General features: G+C 65.1%; 19 protein-coding genes. 12 read left to right on the top strand and 7 right to left on the bottom strand.

The window, feature by feature from the left end:
• Positions 1-12 precede the first annotated feature (12 nt).
• The 7 genes from NDN16_RS04410 (at position 13) to NDN16_RS04380 (ending at position 9,060) form a co-directional block, all read left to right on the top strand.
• Entirely contained in the window at positions 13-1,011 is a 999-nt protein-coding gene (locus NDN16_RS04410; protein ID WP_251112400.1) for a dihydroxyacetone kinase subunit DhaK, read from the top strand.
• 12 nt (positions 1,012-1,023) lie between these two features.
• Entirely contained in the window at positions 1,024-1,623 is a 600-nt protein-coding gene (locus NDN16_RS04405) for a dihydroxyacetone kinase subunit L (RefSeq protein WP_251112399.1), read from the top strand.
• A 100-nt stretch (positions 1,624-1,723) separates the two neighbouring features.
• The gene (locus NDN16_RS04400; protein WP_251112398.1) at positions 1,724-2,308 is read left to right on the top strand and encodes an NADPH-dependent FMN reductase; all 585 of its coding nucleotides are present in this window, start codon (positions 1,724-1,726) and stop codon (positions 2,306-2,308) included.
• A 55-nt stretch (positions 2,309-2,363) separates the two neighbouring features.
• The gene (locus tag NDN16_RS04395; RefSeq protein WP_251112397.1) at positions 2,364-2,921 is read left to right on the top strand and encodes a fused DSP-PTPase phosphatase/NAD kinase-like protein; all 558 of its coding nucleotides are present in this window, start codon (positions 2,364-2,366) and stop codon (positions 2,919-2,921) included.
• 79 nt (positions 2,922-3,000) lie between these two features.
• Positions 3,001-4,176 (top strand): GGDEF domain-containing protein, encoded by a 1,176-nt coding sequence (locus NDN16_RS04390; protein WP_251112396.1) that lies wholly within the window; start codon positions 3,001-3,003, stop codon positions 4,174-4,176.
• Between the two features lie 146 nt (positions 4,177-4,322).
• On the top strand, positions 4,323-6,473 hold the full coding sequence (locus NDN16_RS04385) for a two-component system response regulator (RefSeq protein WP_251112395.1): 2,151 nt from the start codon (positions 4,323-4,325) through the stop codon (positions 6,471-6,473).
• 46 nt (positions 6,474-6,519) lie between these two features.
• Positions 6,520-9,060: an ATP-binding protein gene (locus tag NDN16_RS04380; RefSeq protein ID WP_251112394.1), complete on the top strand. Its 2,541-nt coding sequence runs from the start codon at positions 6,520-6,522 to the stop codon at positions 9,058-9,060.
• A 5-nt stretch (positions 9,061-9,065) separates the two neighbouring features.
• Here the strand turns inward: NDN16_RS04380 and NDN16_RS04375 are convergent, their stop codons facing one another.
• Positions 9,066-10,010 (bottom strand): crotonase/enoyl-CoA hydratase family protein, encoded by a 945-nt coding sequence (locus tag NDN16_RS04375; RefSeq protein ID WP_251112393.1) that lies wholly within the window; start codon positions 10,008-10,010, stop codon positions 9,066-9,068.
• A gap of 359 nt (positions 10,011-10,369) precedes the next feature.
• Between NDN16_RS04375 and NDN16_RS04370 the strand changes: the two genes are divergently transcribed.
• Positions 10,370-11,560: a CaiB/BaiF CoA transferase family protein gene (locus NDN16_RS04370; RefSeq protein ID WP_251112392.1), complete on the top strand. Its 1,191-nt coding sequence runs from the start codon at positions 10,370-10,372 to the stop codon at positions 11,558-11,560.
• On the opposite strand, the gene NDN16_RS04365 is transcribed toward NDN16_RS04370, so the two are convergent.
• A complete protein-coding gene (locus NDN16_RS04365) occupies positions 11,543-12,196 on the bottom strand; it encodes a precorrin-8X methylmutase (RefSeq protein ID WP_251112391.1) in 654 nt (217 codons plus the stop codon). The two genes, NDN16_RS04370 and NDN16_RS04365, sit on opposite strands and share 18 nt — an antisense overlap.
• A gap of 157 nt (positions 12,197-12,353) precedes the next feature.
• On the opposite strand from NDN16_RS04365, the gene mgtE reads away from it, so the two are divergent.
• Together mgtE and NDN16_RS04355 are read left to right on the top strand one after the other, a co-directional pair.
• Positions 12,354-13,757 (top strand): magnesium transporter, encoded by a 1,404-nt coding sequence (gene mgtE, locus NDN16_RS04360; protein ID WP_251112390.1) that lies wholly within the window; start codon positions 12,354-12,356, stop codon positions 13,755-13,757.
• 68 nt (positions 13,758-13,825) lie between these two features.
• Positions 13,826-14,218: a MerR family transcriptional regulator gene (locus NDN16_RS04355; protein ID WP_251112389.1), complete on the top strand. Its 393-nt coding sequence runs from the start codon at positions 13,826-13,828 to the stop codon at positions 14,216-14,218.
• Between the two features lie 7 nt (positions 14,219-14,225).
• Here NDN16_RS04355 and NDN16_RS04350 read toward each other — a convergent pair whose 3' ends face one another.
• The gene (locus tag NDN16_RS04350; RefSeq protein WP_251112388.1) at positions 14,226-15,188 is read right to left on the bottom strand and encodes a heparan-alpha-glucosaminide N-acetyltransferase; all 963 of its coding nucleotides are present in this window, start codon (positions 15,186-15,188) and stop codon (positions 14,226-14,228) included.
• Between the two features lie 142 nt (positions 15,189-15,330).
• Between NDN16_RS04350 and NDN16_RS04345 the strand changes: the two genes are divergently transcribed.
• Positions 15,331-16,122 (top strand): YdcF family protein, encoded by a 792-nt coding sequence (locus tag NDN16_RS04345; protein WP_251112387.1) that lies wholly within the window; start codon positions 15,331-15,333, stop codon positions 16,120-16,122.
• Here NDN16_RS04345 and NDN16_RS04340 read toward each other — a convergent pair.
• Both NDN16_RS04340 and NDN16_RS04335 read right to left on the bottom strand, forming a co-directional pair.
• Positions 16,108-16,395, bottom strand: a complete 288-nt coding sequence (locus NDN16_RS04340) for a DUF3253 domain-containing protein (RefSeq protein ID WP_285292402.1) — start codon at positions 16,393-16,395, stop codon at positions 16,108-16,110. The genes NDN16_RS04345 and NDN16_RS04340 overlap by 15 nt on opposite strands.
• Entirely contained in the window at positions 16,392-17,102 is a 711-nt protein-coding gene (locus tag NDN16_RS04335; RefSeq protein ID WP_251112386.1) for a DUF599 domain-containing protein, read from the bottom strand. Before NDN16_RS04335 ends, NDN16_RS04340 begins: the two co-directional genes overlap by 4 nt.
• Positions 17,103-17,188: 86 nt before the next feature.
• Here NDN16_RS04335 and NDN16_RS04330 point away from each other — a divergent pair, with 86 nt between their 5' ends.
• Complete coding sequence (locus tag NDN16_RS04330; protein ID WP_251112564.1) at positions 17,189-17,626, top strand: DUF1489 family protein; 438 nt, start codon at positions 17,189-17,191, stop codon at positions 17,624-17,626.
• A 2-nt stretch (positions 17,627-17,628) separates the two neighbouring features.
• Here the strand turns inward: NDN16_RS04330 and NDN16_RS04325 are convergent, their stop codons facing one another.
• The gene (locus NDN16_RS04325) at positions 17,629-17,904 is read right to left on the bottom strand and encodes a hypothetical protein (protein ID WP_251112385.1); all 276 of its coding nucleotides are present in this window, start codon (positions 17,902-17,904) and stop codon (positions 17,629-17,631) included.
• A gap of 30 nt (positions 17,905-17,934) precedes the next feature.
• Positions 17,935-19,506, bottom strand: coding sequence for a D-alanyl-D-alanine carboxypeptidase (locus tag NDN16_RS04320; RefSeq protein WP_251112384.1), 1,572 nt, complete (start codon positions 19,504-19,506; stop codon positions 17,935-17,937).
• Between the last annotated feature and the right edge of the window lie 158 nt (positions 19,507-19,664).

The following is a 19,664-nucleotide window of genomic DNA, read 5'->3' as shown; positions in this document are numbered from 1 at the left end:
GGAGGCCCATCCTTGAAGAAGATCCTGAACGCACCCGATGCCTATGTCGACGAGATGCTGGAGGGCTTCGTCGCGGCGCATCCGGATTTTTATGCCCGGCCCGAACCCCGCGTGATCCTTCGGGCCGACGGCGCATCCGAAGGGCGGGTGGGCATCGTGACGGGCGGTGGCTCGGGGCACTTGCCGGTGTTTACCGGTTATGTCGGCCGCGGTTTCCTTACCGCATGCGCCATCGGCGACGTCTTCGCCAGCCCGTCGGCCGAACAGATGGCAAGCGCCATCCGCCTGTCGGACGGAGGGGCCGGCGTACTGCGCCTGTACGGCAATTACGGCGGCGACGTCATGAATTTCGACATGGCCGGCGAACTGGTCGAGATGGAAAACGACATCGCCACCACCACGGTGCTCGTTGCCGACGACATCGTGTCCGCGCCGAAGGAGGAGGCCGAAAAGCGCCGGGGCGTTGCAGGCATGGTCTATGCCTTCAAGATCGCGGGCGCGGCGGCGGAGGGGATGGCCGACCTTGGCGAGGTGACGCGCGTCGCCCGGAAGGCAGCCGATGCCTGCCGCTCCATCGGCATGGCCCTGACGCCCTGCATCGTGCCGCAGGCCGGCAAGCCGACCTTCGAGCTGGGCCCCGAAGAGATGGAGATGGGCATGGGGATACACGGCGAGCCTGGCATCTGGCGCGATACACTGAAGGCGGCGGACGCCATCGTGGACGAGATGGTGGACCGGCTTCTGGCCGACCAGTCGCTCGGGCGGGGCGACCGGGCGTCGGTTCTCGTCAACTCCTTGGGGGCGACCCCGCTGGAAGAGCTGTACATCATGTACCGCCGGGTTAAGCAGCGGTTCGACGGCGAGGGGATAGAGATCGTCATGCCCCTGGTGGGGCGTTACGCGACATCGATGGAGATGACGGGCGCCACCATCACGACGCTGGCCCTGGACGGCGAGCTCGAGGATCTGCTGCGCGCACCGGCCGCGTGTGCCTACTGGCGTGTCGGTTGACGGAGGGCACCGATGAGCGATCGAATCGATACCGCCATGCTGCACGATGCTCTCGTCCGGGTTGCGGCCGCCGCAGAGGCCGCAGCCCCGGAGTTGAACGCAGCCGACGGGGCGCTGGGCGACGGAGACCTCGGCATCACCGTTTCGAAAGGCTTTGCGGCGGCGGCGGCGTCGGATCTGCCGGGCGATATAGGCCTCGCCTTCCTGGAATGCGCCAAGGCATTCCAGCGCGTTTCCTCCTCGTCCTACGGCACGCTTGTCGCCACCGGATTCATGGCGGCAGCCAAGGCCACGAAGGGCCGGGCCGACATCGCGGCCGATGACGTGCCTGCGCTCGTCGCCGCGGCACGCGACGCGATGATGGCGCGCGGCAAGGGGCAACTCGGCGACAAGACGGTGCTCGACGGCCTCGATGCCATTGCCACGGCTCTTCCCGGCTCCGATGCCGGCGGCATGCGGCGCAGGGCCGTGGAAGCGGCGGAGGCGACCCTCGAAGCGTTCAAGGGCAGGCCTTGCAGGCTTGGGCGTGCGCGCATGTTCGCCGAAAGGAGCGCCCTGCTGGACGATCCCGGGCAGCTTGCGCTGCTTCATATCGTGCGCGGGCTCGGCTGACTGTTCATCGTTGAAAGACGCTGTGTCGCCAAGGCTTCGATTGACGATGCAAGCCTGCGGCTTCAACACGCCGTCTGATGACTCTTCCCAAGGAGCGGACATGAAGCGCGTCGCAGTTTTCAACGGATCCCTGCGCAGGGACTCCATCAATCGCAAATTTGCGGAAAGCATCGCCCGGCTTGCATCCGGCAAGCTGGAGTTCCGTTTCGTCGAGATCGGCGACCTTCCCCTGTACAATGACGACCTGATGTCCGACGGGGTGCCCGCTGCGGTTGCCCGCGTGAAGGCCGAGATCGAGGCTGCGGATGCCGTCCTGTTCGTCACGCCCGAGTACAACCGTGCCTACACGCCGGCCATCAAGAACGTGATCGACTGGGCATCGCGCCCCTATGGCAAGAATTCGTGGAGCGCGAAGCCTTCTGCGGTCATCGGAACCACGCCCGGCGCCACCGGCACGGCGGCGGCGCAGAACTCGCTGAAGGGTCTTCTGACGGTCGTCGATACGGTGTTGATGGGGCAGCCCGAAGTCTACTTCACCTACAAGCCGGAGCTGTTCGGCGCCGACGGCACCGTGGTCGACGCCTCGACACGCGATTTCCTGTCGGCCTGGGTGGACCGTTTCACCGCCTGGATCGAGCGGACATCCGAGCGCAAGACACAGGACCAGGCAGGGCCGGCCCGATAATCGCCGGATTGACGCTGCAGGGTGTCCAAGCGGGTTCGAGTTTCAGGGATGTCTCATGGTCAGGCATAAGCGGACGACCATCGCGGTACTTGCGGTGCTTGCCATTCCGGCCATCACGGGCATCCACATGGCGCTCGGCCAGATGACCGGCAACTTCCATGAAGTCCTGCCGGGGCAGCTCTACCGTTCCGCTCAGCCGGACGGCGAGGACATAGACGAGATGGTGCGCGTTTACGGTGTGCGCACCATCATCAACCTGCGCGACGAGGCACATGAGGGCTGGTACGCCGAGGCCAGTTCGGCGGCCGCGCGCAACGATGTCGACATGGTCGATTTCCCGATCAGCTCGGCACACGAGGTGCCCGTCGCAACGTTGCAGCAGCTTGCCGCCATCATGCGGGATGCGGAGAAGCCGTTGCTGATCCACTGCGAACACGGCGCAAACCGGACTGGGCTCGCGTCGGCGGTCTATGTCGGGGCCGTCGCCGGCAAGAGCGAATTCTTCTCCGAGTTCCAGCTTTCTCCCTATTACGGGCACGTTCCGATCCCGGGTATCGGCCGCTATGAAATGTACAGTTCCTGGGACAGGTTCGAGGAAACGATCGGTTTCTGATGATTCGTCCCGTGCCGGTTGGTAGGCGAGCCCCGATTGCGGTATTGAGGGGAACGAGCATAGCCGGATGGGGAGCCGCTTGAAGAACGACCGGGCTTCGACTGCCTTCAGGGGCTACTCCCTTCCCAAGACCGCACTGGGCAGGTGGCTGGGCCATATTTCCGAGGACGCGCCTTTCGAAGTCAGGGGCCGCCTGTTCAGCGGGCTCTACGGCACCCTGCCGATCTTCGTGGGCGGGGTCGCCAACACCATCCTCGTCGCCACGTTCATCGCGATCCGGATCGATGCTCCCCGCTTCTATGTCTGGGTGTGCATCGAGATCCTCATCTGCCTTGCCCGCGTCTACCTGCTTGTCCGGTCCAGGCGGCTGGCGCAGCTCGGCCGCGAAACCAACACGGATGGCATGATGATGCTGGCGCTCGCCTGGGCGGCCAGCGTCGGTTACGGCAGTTTCATATGCCTCCTGTCCGGCGATTGGGTGGCGTCCACCATGGCGATGATGTCGTCCGCCGCCATGATCGGCGGGATCTGCATCCGCAACTTCGGCACGCCGCGCCTGGCCTCGGCCATGATGGTGCTGGCGTTCGGGCCGGCCTGCCTTGCCTTGCCCTTTACCGGCGAGCCGCTGTTGCTGCTCGGGCTGGTGCAGATTCCCTTCTATATCTTCAGCATGTGCCGCGCCGCCTATGTTCTGAAATCGATCCTCGTGACGACGATGATGGCGGAGCGGCAGCACGCGCTCCTGTCCCGCCACGACGCGTTGACCGGCCTGCTCAACCGTGTGGGTCTGGTCGCAGAGTTGCGTCGTATCGCCATCAGGGCGGAGGGATCCGGACGGCTGGTGGCCTTCATGTACATGGACCTCGACGGGTTCAAGGCGGTCAATGACGGCTTCGGCCACGATGTCGGCGATGCCGTCCTGAGCGCCGCCGCGGACCGTCTCCAGGTCCACTGTTCGGCCGAAGCGGGGGCGGCGCGCATCGGGGGCGACGAGTTCGTCTTCGTCTGCCTTTGCGACGACGAGGCATCGGCCGACAGGCTGGCCGCCCGCCTGATGCAGGATCTGCATGCACCCTACGATGTCGCGGGCCAGGACATCCGTTCCCTCGGCGTCAGCATCGGCATCGCCTTCGCGCGGCCCGATGCGGCCGACAAGGTCGATCTCAAACCGCTCCTGCGGGCAGCCGACAGTGCGCTCTATGCTGCCAAGAGGAGCGGCAAGGGCAAGGTCGCGATGGCGACGGACCTTGCGTGAGAGCCGTTTCGGACGTGTCCCACCGCCTGTAATTCCGTTTTCCTTCCTTTGGCCGAAACTGTAAAGTAAGTTTTTACTTGGCCCCTTTACCGGTGCCGAAACAGCACTCCGGACTGTCGGAGCGGTTTAACGAGGCGTTCGCACTCATGTCATTGATAGTCGTTGTTGATGATCAAGGCAGCAACCAAAGGATATACTCTCGTCTGTCGAAGCTGGCGGGGGAGGACGTCAACGTCAAAACCTTCGCAAGCCCCTTCCGGATGCTCGACTGGCTCGAAGAGGGCGAGCCGGACCTCATCATCACGGACTACAAGATGCCGGGGATGGACGGCGCCCAGTTGACCCGTCGCCTGCGCGACATGCCCAATTCCGCCGACGTGCCCATCATCGTTCTGACAGCCTACGAGGATCTCAGTTTCCGCCTCATGGCCCTGGAGGCGGGCGCAACCGACTTCCTGCAGACGCCCGTCAACCACGAGGAGTTCGTCAGCCGGGCGCGCAACTTCCTGAAGTTCCGCCGCCAGCAGCAGAGCGTGAAGCTGAAGGCGCAGGCGCTGGAGCGCCGGTTGCTGGACAGCGAGTACTTCCGCCAGATCGCCGTGCGCGACAGTCGCGAGCAGCTTGCGCAGGTGATCGATACGGTGCCGGCACTGATAAGCGCCACCGATCGCGATGGACGATGCGTCTTCGTGAACGCGATGTTTGCCGTCTATTCGGGCCGCGATCCGGCTGCCTGTGTCGGCCTTCCCGCAGAGACGCTGCTTGCGGGCACTGACGTGGCCCGGCTCCGGCAGGTGGAGCGCAGCGTGCTGACCCGCGGCCTGCCGCACCCCGCCTATGAGGAGGCGATCCGATCTCCCGAGGGGAGCGAGCGCTACTTCCTGACGACGAAGTCGCCGCTGATGGATGCCAACAGCAAGGTCGTCGGCGTCCTGACCTCTTCGCTCGATGTCAGCGAGCAGAAGATGGCGCACGAGCGTCTGCGCGAGTTGGCCCTTCATGACGGGCTGACGGGCCTTCCCAACCGGACCTATCTGTCGAACCGGGTGCAGTCGCTGCTTCTGGAGCCGGCGCGGCCGGGGCGCATGCATGCGCTGCATCTGCTGGATATCGACCGCTTCAAGACCGTCAACGATACGCTCGGCCATTATGTCGGCGATCAGCTGCTCCAGTCGATCGCCCAGCGGCTGAAACTCCTGATCGACGAGAACACGACCCTGTCCCGCCTCGGCGGCGACGAGTTCGCCTTCCTGCAGGAGGGGATCTCCGACGTGTCGGAAGCGGAAGCGCTGGCCCGCCGTATCGTATCCACGCTCTCCGACCCGATCGACGTTGCCCGGCACAGGGTCAACGCCACGGCAAGCCTTGGCATCGCGTTGATCGGCCCGCATGGCCAGGACGTGAACGAGATCCTCAAGAATGCCGATCTGGCGATGTATCAGGCCAAATCCGAAGGCCGTAACCGGTACAGCGTCTTTGCCGCGGACCTGCGGGCCCGCATCAAGGAGTCCTCCCTGCTCGAGGCGGCCATGCGCGATGCGCTGGCGCGGGGCGAGTTCGTGCTGCATTACCAGCCGCAGGTCGATATCGCTTCGCGTCGCATTTCCGGGGTGGAAGCGCTGATCCGCTGGCAGCATCCGCAACGCGGGCTCCTGTCGCCCGCCGAGTTCCTCAGCGTCGCCGAAGAGACGGGGTTGATCGCGCCCATTTCCGACTGGGTCCTGCGAGAGGCGTGCCGCCAGGCCCAGGAGTGGCGGTCGATGGGCTTCGAAAGCCTTACCATGGCCGTCAACCTGGCGCCGGTACAGTTCAACTACGACGACATACCGAAGATGGTGTCGCGCGTCCTGGCAGACACCGGGTTGCCTTCGTCAAATCTGGAACTGGAGCTGACCGAGAACACGTTCTTCGATCCGGTGCAGAATCCGTCGCCACGCCTGGCCGTGTTGCACAACATGGGTATCAGGCTGACGCTGGACGATTTCGGAACCGGATACTCGTCGCTGCTGCGGGTCAAGATGCTGCCGATCGACGCCATCAAGATCGATCGCGGATTCCTGAGCGCCATTCCGGGCAGCGAGGCGGACGCCGCCATCGTGCGTGCGATCATCAGGCTGGCTCACGGTCTCAAGCTGCAGGTGGTCGCCGAGGGTGTCGAAACCGCCGAACAGCTCGCCTTCCTCAAGGATGAAGGATGCGAACTCGCGCAGGGCTTCTATCTCGGGCGTCCGGTGGCGGCGGATGCCTGCCTGAGGGCGCTGCTCGACAACAGGCAGGCGGTCGGCAACGCCGCCTAGAAACGAAGCAGAACGGCTTAACGGCGGATCAGAACGAGCTTTGGGTGTGATTATCAAAGAATGGGTGGCCTGGTTTCGCAGGCGCCCAGATCGCGAACACGAGATCACGCTCAACCGTGCCGTAATTTCCCTGGCGATCCTGGTCTTCACGCTGTTCTTCATGCCCGGCGGAGAGACAGCCTTCGCGGCGCGTCTGATCGCCGTGATCTACATGGTCTCGGCCACGCTTCTTCTGGCGCATCTCGTATGGCGACCGGGGATATCCAATGTCCGGCGCGTCGTCGCCATGGCCGTCGACCTTGTGCTCCTGTCGTTCGGCCTCGCCATCGGGCAGGGCTCCGTCGCCATTCTCTACCCGTTCTATTACTGGATCATCCTCGGCAACGGCTTCCGCTATGGCGAGGCCTATCTCTATTCGGCGACGGTCGTCGGCACGCTCGGCTTCCTGACGGTCATACTGAGCTCGCCCTACTGGCAGGGCCAGCCGCTTCTGTCGGGTGGCCTGCTTGGCGGCATCGTCATCCTGCCGCTCTATGCCGCAACGCTGATCCGAAGCCTGTCCCGCGCCAAGGAAGCGGCGGAGCAGGCCAACCGCGCAAAATCGGCCTTCCTGACCAGTGTCAGCCACGAATTGCGAACGCCGCTCAACGCCATCATGGGGTCCACCGACCTGCTCGTCGATACCACGCTCCGGCGCGACCAGCGCGACATGGTGGACACGATCCGCGTCGCCTCCAGCGCGCTGCTGTCGCAGATCAACGATCTTCTCGATCTTTCCAGTATCGAATCCGGCCGTTTGCAGCTGGCCCCGGTCACTTTCGATCCGCTGGAGCTTCTGGCGGGGGTGCGCGACGTCGGCGCCGTGCAGGCGAGGGCGAAGGACATCGAGTTCCATCTGTTCGCCACCGCACGCACCCCTGCGCTGCTGACCGCGGACGAAAGGCGCATGCGCGAGGTTCTCATCAACCTAGTGGGCAATGCGATCAAGTTCACCGAGACCGGCTCCGTGACCTTGTCCGTGGACTATGTCGACGGCAAGGGCGGTCCGTCGCTGCTGTTCGAAGTGGAAGATACCGGCATCGGCATGACCGATGACGAACAGGCGATCATCTTCAAGCGTTTCACGCAGGCCAACGCGACCATTCTCAACCGCTTCGGAGGCACGGGGCTGGGCCTGGCCATCGTGCGGGAACTGGTGGACCTGCAGCGCGGCCATATCGAGGTATGCAGTCGCCCTGGCGAGGGCAGCCTGTTCCGGGTGCGTATTCCCGTCCGCAAGGCGGCAGAGGCGGAGGCGCCCGCCGGCTCGCTCCTGTCCGAGACGAAGGTGATCCTTCTGGATCCGTCGCATGTCTATGGCGGCGAGGTGCCGGCCGTGATACAGCGCCACAGCGGTATTGCCGTAATTGCGGGGACGGTGGAACAGGCAGTAACGCAGGTCGTGCTGCCGGCCCCGGACGAGATCCGGCACCGCGTGGTGCTGCTTGTGGAGATGGAGCCCGGCTGGCCGGAAGGGGCGGATCCGGCGCAGTTCGTTGCTCAGCTCAGGACGGCGGCCCCGACAGGCATATTCGGTTTGACCCGCCGGGCCGACGGGCTTCCGGCGGCCTCTATCAGGCACATCGTTCCCTGCATCGTGGGCGAGGAGCGTTTCGGGGAGGATCTCATGCACGCGATGCGATTGATAAGGCGGGCTACGGAAACCGCATCGGGCAGCCATTCCACCATCGTGCGCCGCGAGAAGGGGCTGCGGATCCTTTTGGCCGACGACAACCGCGTCAACCAGAAGGTCATCAGCCGGATACTCGAGGCGGGGGGGCACTACGTCAAGGTAGTCGGCAATGGCGAAGAGGCACTCGATGCCATGGAGGCGGGGGGCATCGATTTCGTTCTGATGGACCTGAACATGCCGGGCATGGACGGGGTGGAGTCGACGAAGCTGTTTCGGATGATGTCACTCGGCCGGCCGCATCTGCCGATCGTCGGCCTGACCGCGGATGCAACCAAGGCGGCAAGCGACCGCGCGGTGCAGGCCGGTATGGACGCCTGCCTGACGAAGCCGGTCAACGGACCCGCCTTGCTCGAGCAGATCGACCTTCTATTTGCCGAGCACGGCGACGGTGCCGCATGGGAAGGCGATCGCAGGCCTGCGGCGGAGTTGAAGCTCGTAAGCGAGACCGACGCGCCGTTAACGCGCGCGGCCGAAGGCGACCAGCATGTCGACACCGCCATGCTGAAGAACCTCGAAACGCTCGGCGGCCCGGCCTTCGTGGCGGCGGTCATATCCGACTTCCTGACCGACGGCAGCGCTCTGCTGCTGGAACTGCGCGAGGTCGTCGCCGCGGGCGATGTGGCGGGATACGCGGAAAAGGCGCATGCGCTGCAAAGCGGCGCGGGCAATATCGGCGTCCTCCGCGTGGCGGAATCGTGCCGGAGCTGGCGTCCGAAATCGTCTGAGGAGTTGGTCGAGGCCGGGCCCGGCGTCGTGGAAAGGATCGAGCAGGAGTTCGAAACCGCCCGCTCGATCCTGTTGCGTCAGCATGCCCGTCGGCCGCTGGTGATCTCCGATCGCGACCAGAACGCCTGACGGCTTCATTCCGCCGCGATCAGCGCGTCCTGCTCGCGGCCGATGTTGCAGCGACGATCCTGGGCGGCGGCAAGGCGCTCCATCTTCTTCAGGTCCGAGGGGGCAAGGCGCATCGCGGCATCGACCCAGATGTCGACGACATCGCGCAGCTCCTGCAGGGAAATGCCGGCAACCCGGTTGCGGGTGCGGAACACCGCCTGCATGGCGTTGTGGCTGCGCGACTGCCGCGCGCACCAGGCGCGCAGCGCCGCTTCGCCTTCGCCGTCTTCTGCCAGCACGTCCACGAGGCCGATGCGGTGCAGTTCCTCGGCCGTATAGATCCGGCCGCTGAGGATCATGCGCTCCGCCTCCACGGCGCCGATGCGGCGCGCGATCAGGCTATAGGCGCCCATGCCGGGGAAGAGGTTGAAAAGTACTTCCGGCAGACCGAAACGAGCGCTGCGCTCGGCCACGATGACGTTGCAGGACAGGGCCGTCTCGAAGCCGCCGCCCAGCGCGTCGCCCTGCACGAGCGCCATGGTGACGACCGGCTGGTCGTAGCTCACGACGTTGTTCCAGACGATGTCGACGCAGGCGTGGGCGTACTTCTGGAGAAGAAGCTTGTGGCCCTTGCGAACCGCGTCGGCGAAGAGACGAAGGTCGCCGCCCAGGTTGAAGATGCCCGTGGACCGCGAGGCGACCACGAAATACTTGAACGGCAGTTCGTTTTCCGGCGTCTGCGCCATGCGGTTGCGCAGGAAGGACTGCATCGACGTCACGTCCCGGAGCAGCTCCGGCGTCACGCTGGGCCGGGACTGCGGCTGGAGGTGACACCAGTAGATGCCGGCGTCGCGGTCGAGCGAAAGGTCGATGTCGGAGTACAGCGGGGTCCACGCGTCGCGGTCCGCCAGGCCGATGCCGGCCGTGGAGAGGAATGAGGTCTGGGAGGGGGTCGAGAACTGGAAGGTCATTGGGAGGCTCCTGGTGCGATGGGAGGATGTGCTGGGACTGTCCGGACGATAGTACACTGCCCTTATTGTGTTGTAACGCGGAAGTGCATCAATGCCTTACGGTCGACAAATAGTTGCAACTGAGTCACTTCCTTTGATGCTGTCGTTCGACGACTGTGCCTGATCGCTTTCTTGCCGCTGCCAAAACAGGCTGCATGCCTTCTTAACGCGCAGGCATGACAACCGGACGGCCGCGACCATCCGAAGGTGAAAACAGTTATCCTGTAAACAAAAACGTGCAATTGATTCGTTGCGCTTGTCCCATATTCGACGGCGTGTCACACCGGGGCCGCTGAAACGCTTTTGGGATTGCGCACGCGATGCAAGCACCGGTTGCCGGCCTTCGGGTCGTCGAATTCGCCAGAATTCTGGCGGGACCATGGATCGGCCAGACGCTCGCCGACCTCGGGGCGGACGTGGTCAAGGTAGAGGCGCCCGGCGGCGACGATACGCGAAGCTGGGGCCCCCCGTTCGTGCCCGGCATCGACGGCAACCATCTCAGCGCTGCCTATTTTCACGCCTGCAACCGTGGCAAACGGTCCATCGTGCTCGACTTTTCGACCGAGCATGGACGCGATGCCGCACGCCGACTGGCCGCGGGCGCCGATGTCGTCATCGAGAACTTCAAGCTTGGCGGGCTGCGCAAATACGGCCTCGACTATGAGAGCCTCTCGCCACTCAATCCGCGGCTCGTCTACTGCTCCATCACCGGCTTCGGCCAGGATGGGCCTTACGCGCACCGCGCGGGCTACGACTACATCGTCCAGGGCATGGGCGGCATCATGGACCTGACCGGCGCTCCGCAGGGCGAGCCGCAGAAGATCGGCGTCGCCTTTGCCGATATCTTCACCGGTCTCTACGGCGTGATCGCCATCCAGGCGGCTCTTGCCCAAAGGGAGCAAACGGGCAGGGGGCAGCATATCGACATGGCCCTTCTCGACTGCATGACCGGCGTCCTTGCCAACCAGGCGCTCAACTATCTCGTTTCCGGCGTCAGCCCGCACCGCATGGGCAATGCTCATCCCAATATCGCGCCCTACCAGGTCTTCGCCGTCGCCGACGGCCATGTCATCCTCGCCGTCGGGAATGACGGTCAGTTCGCAAGATTGTGCGCTGCGCTGGGGCGGCCCGGCCTTGCCGCCGAACCGGACTTCGCCACCAATGCCGCCCGCGTTGGATCGCGGGACCGGCTGACCGGACTTCTGGCGCCTCTGATCGCCGCCTGCGGGCGCGACGATTTCCTGGCCATGATGGAAGCCGCCGGGGTTCCGGCCGGGCCGATCAACAGCGTTTCCGACGTCTTCGCCGATCCGCAGGTCGTCGCACGTGGCATGCGGATCGACATGGCAGAGGAAACTGCGCTCGGCGGTGCCGTGCCCGGTGTCAGGACGCCGATCCGCTTTTCCGACGCGGAACTGTCCCTTTCGCGGCCGTCACCAAGGCTCGGGCAGCACACGGACGAGATACTTGCCGAGATCGGCATGAACGCCGCCTCAAAAGGCGGCGCGTGAGAGGATTGCGATCGCGTTGACGGTTGCCGCGGCCATCGCGCTGCCGCCGCGCCGCCCGTGGACGACGATGGATGCCAGCTCCCGCCGCGCGGCCAAAGCCTGCTTGGATTCCACCGCGCCGACGAAGCCGACCGGCATGCCGACCACCAGCGCAGGGTGCGCGCCTGCCTGTGATATGCGTTCTAGAAGGCGGAAAAGGGCAGTTGGCGCGTTGCCGAACACCAGGATTGCGCCGTCGATGCGGTCTGCCCACATGTCCACCGCGGCGGCGCTGCGGGTCGTCCGCATGGCCCTGGCCCGTTCCGCCACGCCGGGATCGTCAAGCGTGCACACGATGTCCACGCCTGGCGGCAACAGCCGGGGGATGATGCCGCGCGCCACCATCTGGACATCGCACAAGATGGGGCGCCCGGCCTGCAGCGCTTGCGCTCCGGCAGAAACCGCGCCGGGCGTGAAGCCTATGTCCGTGGCGATATCCACCATGCCGCAGGCATGGATGATGCGCGTGGCCACGTCGGCTTCATCGGGGGTGAAGCGCGAAAGGTCCGCTTCCTTCCGGATGGTTTCGAAGGAGCGCGCATAGATCGCCTCCGGATCCTGCAGATAGTCGTACCGCCACTCCTTGAAACCGCTCATGAGCCGCCATGTGTTGCAGTGCCGCGTCGCCGGGGCATTCTTCGTGTCCGCATGGGGTAAACCGCGTGAATAAGGGGTGCAACATGCGATGCGGAAATGTAGGTGCGTTGTGTTCTCCGGTTCGTTTCAAAAGGGGGTGCCGTTGGCCGAAGGCGACATGAACGAAATCCCCGTGGACGAAACGCCGGTTGCATCCGGCATCTATGACGAAGAGGGCGATCTGCTCCAGTCGTTCATGGACCGCGTCCGGGAAGCCCTGGCCCACGACGACGCCGGCGACCTGCGCGAGGCGATCGGCGGCCTGCACGAGACGGAACTCGGCGAGGTTCTCGGCTATCTGACCACAGAGCAGCGCCAGGCCCTCGTCCGCCTGATGGGCGAGGATTTCGACTATACCGCGCTGACCGAAGTGGACGAGGCCATCCGCCTCGAGATGATCCACGCCATGCCGCCGGAGCAGGTGGCCGTCGCGGTGTCGGAGCTTGCGTCGGACGATGCCGTCTACATCCTGGAGGATCTCGACGCCGAAGACCGCGACGAAATCCTCAAGCGGCTCCCCTTCCGCGAGAGGCTTCGCCTCCGCAGGGCGCTGGAGTATCCGGAGGAATCCGCCGGCCGCCGCATGCAGACCGAGTTCGTGGCGGTGCCGCCATTCTGGACGGTCGGCCAGACCATCGACTACATGCGCGAGGACGACGACCTGCCCGAGACCTTTTCCGAGGTCTTCGTGGTGGATCCTTCGTTCAAGCTACGCGGCGCGGTGGCGCTGCATGAAATTCTCCGGGCCAAGCGGCCCGAGAAGATCGAATCCATCATGCATCCGACGCGCCATGCCATCCCGGCCGAAATGGACCAGGAAGAAGCGGCGCAGATCTTCGAGCAATACGATCTTCTATCGGCGGCGGTGGTGGACGAGAATGAGCGCCTGGTCGGCGTGCTGACGATCGACGATATCGTCGACGTCATCCAGGAGGAAGCGGAAGAGGATTTCCGTCGCCTCGGCGGCGTGGGCGACGAAGAGATTTCCGACTCCTTCCTGACGGCGGCGCGCTCGCGGTTCGCCTGGCTGTTCGTGAATCTCTTCACGGCCTTTCTGGCGGCGTCCGTCATCGGGCTTTTCGACGGGACCATCCAGCAGATGGTGGCGCTGGCCGCACTGATGCCGATCGTGGCCTCCATGGGCGGAAACGCGGCGGCGCAGACGATGACGGTCACCGTGCGCGCCATCGCCACGCGTGACATCAACATCCATAATTCCGGGCGTATCCTGCGGCGCGAGGTTCTGGTCGGCCTTTTGAACGGGACAGCCATCGCAATGCTGATCGGACTGGTCGTCACCCTATGGTTCGGGGAAACGAGCCTCGGCGTCGTCATTGCGGTCGCCATGATCATCAACATGCTCGCAGCCGCGCTGGCGGGCATCCTGATTCCCCTGCTTCTGAAACGGGCCGGCGCCGACCCGGCAATCGCCTCCGCCGTCTTCGTGACGGCGGTCACGGACGTCGTCGGCTTCTTCGGCTTCCTCGGGCTCGCATCATGGTGGTTCGGCCTGTCACGCTGACAGGAGACCGCAATTGACTTTTACGTAAATCTGATAAGAAAGAACCCAAGATTACGCTGGAGAGTTCGATGCGCGACTACTACACCATCACCGAGCTGACGCGCGAGTTCGACATATCCACGCGCACGATCCGCTTCTATGAGGACGAGGGGCTTCTCTCGCCGATCCGGCGTGGTCGCACGCGCCTCTTCCGCCATTCGGACCGGCAGCTCCTGAAGAACGTTCTGCGCGGCAAGCGGCTGGGCTTCTCGATTGCCGAGATCCGCGAGATCATCGGAATGTACCGCTCTCCACCGGGCGAGGCCGGGCAACTGCGCGCCATCGTGCGCCGCGTCAACGAGCGTCGTGCCGAACTGGAACAGAAGCGCCGCGACATCCAGGAGCTTCTGGCCGAACTGGATCAGGCCGAAGAGGCCTGCCTGACCCGAATGGCCGAGCTGGGCATCGCCCCCAACGGCTGAGGGTGTTTCAAGGCAACGTGCGCGCCGTGCACATGAAGATCCTGTCCTGGAAATCGCCGGTCTGCTCCTCGGTCAGCCGGTTCGCCAGATAGGGCTCCAGCAGGCCGGCATCCGCCAGCTCGGTCTCGACGCAGCCGCAGTAGCTCCGGCATGTCTGCGCCGACTGCTGGGCCTCGCAGGCGGCTATGCATTCCTGTCGGAAGACGCCCGTAAGGTCCGGCGGCATGAAATAGGACCACGCCGCGATCACCGCGATGTTGACCGGCTGGTGGATCAGGTAGAACGCCAGCGAGTGACGGCCGATGAAGCGGAGAGGGGCAGTCAGCGGCGTCGACAGGATCGCGGGGTTGAGCATCTTGAGCTTCAGCCAGCCATCGTGGCGCGCCAGCCAGAGTCCGCAGCCGATCCCCAGAAGGATGATGCCGGTCCAAGGAAAGATCGGCACGATGTCGTTGGACATTGGCTCCTGCGCGGCGAAGCCGATCCACGCCAGGTATCGCGGGTTCATCACGGGCGTCGCGTAGAGGTTGGGCAGCGCGATCACCAGGATGCCGGCCGCCAGCGCCAGCCATGTGGAGCGGCGCACGAAGGCAAGGCCGATCAGGCTGCCGACGGCGATCTGGTGCAGAATTCCGAAGAAAACGAAACTGCCCGGCGTGAACAGCAGCGTCGCGACGGTGATCGCGGCGGCGCCGGCGAGGATTTGCGCCAACCTTTTCAGGAAAGGCTGCCAACGGATGCCGCGCAGATGGGCCAGCACTAGGGACAGACCCACGAGGAACAGGAAACTCGATGCGATCCCGCGCGCAAAGAGGCGCCAGCCGCCGCTGTTTGCCGTTCCGCGCGCTATGTAGCCGAAGAACTCCAGGTCCCATGTGAAGTGGTAGACCGCCATCGCAATCAAGGCGATGCCGCGCAGCAGATCCAGGATTTCGATGCGGCTTCGTTTCTTGCCCGCTGTTGCCGTCATCGCCGCCTCTCGTTTTACCATAGGCTGTTTGTAACCTTTCCGGCCGTTCCGCAAGTCCGCCACATGATGGCCGGCCACGCTCGCGACAGGCTTGCCTGATAAGCGGTAGATCGTTCCTCAACCGGGTTGTTTCTGGCCAAGCATGTTCTTTTACCTGTCCAAGATTTTCTGGTTCGTCGTTCAGCCTCTGGCTCTCGTGATGATCCTGATGGCCGCCGGGTTCGTCGCGGGGCTCGCCGGCTGGCGAAGGGCGGCGGCGTGGCTGTCAGGCGCCGGCCTCGTGTCGCTTCTGGTGCTGGGCCTGTCTCCGCTCGGGCTCCTGATGATGAACGCGCTGGAAGATCGCATTCCGCGTCCGCCGCTGCCCGACCGGGTGGATGGGATCATCATCCTGGGCGGCTCGCTCGACACGCGCGTCTCCGGCACGCGCGGCGAGCCGGAGCTCAACGACGCGGCGGACCGGGTCACCGAAGGCGTTGCCTTGGCGCGGCGCTTTCCGCAGGCCCGCGTGATCTTTTCGGGCGGCACGGCCGCCGTGCTTTTCGACGATATCAGCGAAGCGGGAGTTGCCGGGCGGCTGATGGAAAGCCTCGGCCTCGAACCCAGCCGGATCGAGCTGGAAGGCCGCTCGCGCGATACATACGAGAACGCCGTCGAAACCCGGCGGATGGCCGATCCGAAGCCCGGAGAGGTGTGGCTTCTGGTCACCTCCGCCTTCCATATGCCGCGTGCCGTCGGCTGCTTCCGCATGGCCGGTTTCGACGTGGTGCCCTGGCCGGTGGATTATCGCACGCCCTCCGGCGCGGCCGTCTGGCGGCCGTCGTCGGCCAATATCCGCAACGTCGAGAAGGTGCATTTCGCCATCCGCGAATATATCGGACTTGCTGCATACTGGCTGTCCGGGCGCACCGACGCGCTGTTACCCCGCGTCTGATACGCCGCCCGGCCGTCCGATGCGATAGATGCCCTTGAACGCCTGAGGATCGACGGGACGCCCTTTGCGATAGACGCCGACGCGGCCTTCGCCGGCCAGTTCCACGACCGCCCGGCGCACCGGCTGCATCAACAGCCGCCAGACCTTTTCATCCGGCCCCGCCAGCGCGCGGGCGACTTCGGAGGGGCAGACGGTCTTGGGGGCCGCGCGTGCGTCCAGCATGCGCAGGATCGTTTCGCGGATCTCCGGGTGTGAGGATACGTGCGAGGTCAAGGGTTCGGTCCGGAGTGTGCAAGGGCCCGCCGGGCATCGGAAAAATACTGGCGGCGAAACAGGATGACGGCGAGGCCGATGGTTGTGGCCATCAGGACATAGGGCCCGAGGAACCAGCCGAGATAGGCAACGCCGAAGAAGATGGTGCGCAGCCCGGTGTTGAAGTGTCGGCCGGCGATGACGTTCATGCGCGTGGCGCGCTCCAGCGCCACCGCGGCGGCATCGGGATCGGCATCGGCTTCCATTCGCATGGGGATCGCGCCGACGAGTATGGTGCAGTAGTTGAACAGGCGGTAGGCCCAGCCGAACTGGAAGAAGGCAAGGGCGAAGATGGCCATGACACCGAGCAGCTTCAACTCCACCTGCGCGCGGTCCGCCAGCCCGGTCAGGGGCAGGTCCTGCGCGATGACGGCTATCTGCTCCGCCGACCCCATCAGGGCGAAGCAGCCACCGATGGCGAAGATGCAACTCGACGCGAAGAACGCCGTGCCCTGCTGCAACCCGGCCATGATGGCCGTGTCGATCATGCGGAGGTCGCGGCGCAACAAGGTCTGCATCCAGACAGATCGCTGCTCGTTCATGCGGGCCGTCAGCCCGCGCCGGCTCAGCGGGCTGCGGTCGGCAATGTAGCTGTAGACGATCCAGCCCCCGATGAAGACCAGGAAGGCACATTGGTTGAGCGCATCGAATGGGTCGAGAAAGCTCATCTGGGCATACCTTCTTCTTGCTGTAACCGGCCCTTTTGCGGCACCTCGTCTTGACCGCGATCCTGTCCGGCGGCAAGACGCTGAGCATGGTGCTCAACATGATAAAGCTGTGCGTCGGCGTCGATACCGTCGAGGATCTGGAAAGTCACGTCGCCCTGCGGCTGGCCGCCGCCCGCGCGGCGGGCCTGCCGGCAGAGCAGACGCATCGCACGCGCGTCACGCCGAAGCGTGCAGGCGAGATACTCGACGGCGGCTCGCTCTACTGGGTCATCAAGGGTAACGTCCAGTTGCGCCAGCCTATCCGCCGTTTCGACGCGGTCACCGAGGCCGATGGCATAGAGCGTTGCCATATCGTGCTGGAACCCGTCTTCCAGCGTACGGCGTGGCAGCCGCGCCGCGCCTTTCAGGGCTGGCGCTATCTGACAGCGGAGGATGCGCCCCCGGACCTCGGCGCGGACGACGCCTCGATTGCGGCCCTGCCGCCCGAACTCAGGCGGGAACTGGCCGCGCTCGGCCTTCTCTAGTCTCAGCCCTTGGCGCCGCCCATCCGCAGCGACAATGCGCGTCCGCCAAGCGGCGAGCCGACCCTTATGCGTACCCGCGTGGTCGGCTGGGAGGACCGCCAGGCGCGTGCGCCATGGCACAGCAACAGGCTGACGAGGTCCTTGGCGCGCAGCCGCGAGCGGCCATCGCGCAATTCGGACAGATGGGCAGCGGCGTCGCCGATGAATGTGCTCCCCATCGCCGGGCGAGCGTTTGCAACCTTGTCGGTGGCCTGGGATTCGGGTTCAGCCGTCAGCATGGTGCACCTTCGTCTCGTCTGGTCTCGTGGTCAGTTGGCGACTGCGTAGCAGGGGTAGGATCGGGTCTGCAGTGCGCTGCAGGCCGCGTCGGCTTCCGCCTTGGAGTCGAAGCCGGCAAAGCGGGCGCGGTAGAGCTTGTCGTTGCCGTTGGCGACGATCTCGGTTACCGGGCGGGCATTCGCCAAAGCCGCACCTGCGATCAGTCGAGCCTCGTCGAGCATGGCGTCTGCGGTTTCGCGGGCGGGCGTCGCCGCGATCTGCACGACCCAGCCCCGGGCCTTGACGGCCTCCGCTACGGGAGACGCGATCGAGCCGGTGGGCGAGTGGTCTATCGATGCCGACGGAATGGGTGCCCGGGGGATCGGCGCGCCCGGCATGCCGCTGCGCACCGGCGCCATCTGGGGCGCCTCCAGCGGGCGCGTGGCGCGGGCAGGGCGGCTCGGCTCTGGCGCAAGGGCGTTGGCCGTCGGAACCGACAGGCGCTGGGCCTGGCTGCGCTCGGCCATGGCGGCGCGAAGGGCATCCCGGCCCATCGAGGGGCGGCCGGACGGCGTCGCGATGGCGTCTGCCACGGCGCCGGCGGCATTGGTGCCGTAGGCGGCTGCGACGCGGCTGTCGATCGATTCGGAGCGCAGGGTCGGAAGAGGTCCCGTCTTCGGCAGGGCGGCCACGCGAGGCGTCGAAGCAACCGCGCCCGGAGCCGCGCTGCGGCCCGTGGGCGACCAGGATGCGACGAGCGGCCCGCCGGATCGGCTGCTTGCCTTCGGCAGATACGTTTTGATGAGTTCGGCCATGTGCGCGTCGCGGGAGGCGCCCGAACGACCACCCATGACCACCGCCACGAGCTTCTTGTTGCCGGTGGCGACCGAACTGACGAGGTTGTAGCCCGAGGCGTTGATGTAGCCGGTCTTGATGCCGTCCACCCCTTCGATCCGGCCCAGCAACCGATTGTGTCCGTTGATCGTCTGGCCGCGGAAATTGAAGGAGCGCGTCGAGAAGTACTTGTAGTACTGGGGAAAATGCTCGCGCAGGGCGATGCCGAGCGTCGCCATGTCCCGCGCCGTCGTCTGTTGCCCTGCATTGGGCAGGCCATGCGGATTGCGGAACGTGGTGCGCGACATTCCCAGCCCGCGGGCCTTGGATGTCATCATCTCCGCGAAGCGCGTTTCCGTGCCGCCCAGATATTCGGCGATCACCATGGAGGCGTCGTTGGCCGAGCGGGTGATGAGGCCGTAGATCGCCTCTTCCACCGTCAACGTACCGCCGGCGCGTACGCCGAGCTTCGTCGGCGGCCGGGACGACGCATAGGCCGACACCTTCATCGGCGTCGAAAGCTCGGCGCGTCCAGTCTCCAGCGCCTCGAACATCAGGTACAGCGTCATCATCTTGGTCAGCGACGCCGGGTAGCGCAGATCGTCGCCGTAGCGGTTGAAGAGAACCTTGCCGTTGTTCGCATCGACGACGAAGGCGGCATATTTCTCGTTCGCCGATGCCTGGCCCGCGGTTGCGGACAGGACGATGCCGGCTCCCACCAGGGCCACCGCGCAGGTGCGCACCAGACCGGTCAGGGCGGCTTTCAGACGTGTACGGAAGACTGGCACGTTCGAGGCTCTCTTGCTTCGGGTGGCGCCGCGGCGGCGAGTCGCCGGGGCATTTCTGCAACTGTCACCGTCCAACCGTAGAGAGGCAGCCTTACCAATCCGTTTATGGTTGAAGGTTCGTTTGCAACTTCCCCCGAATTCCCGTCGCCGCCACGCGC

It is taken from the genome of Aureimonas altamirensis, assembly GCF_023702225.1.
Classification (GTDB): Bacteria; Pseudomonadota; Alphaproteobacteria; order Rhizobiales; family Rhizobiaceae; genus Aureimonas; species Aureimonas altamirensis_B.
This window is presented reverse-complemented; position numbering and strand designations above follow the sequence as displayed.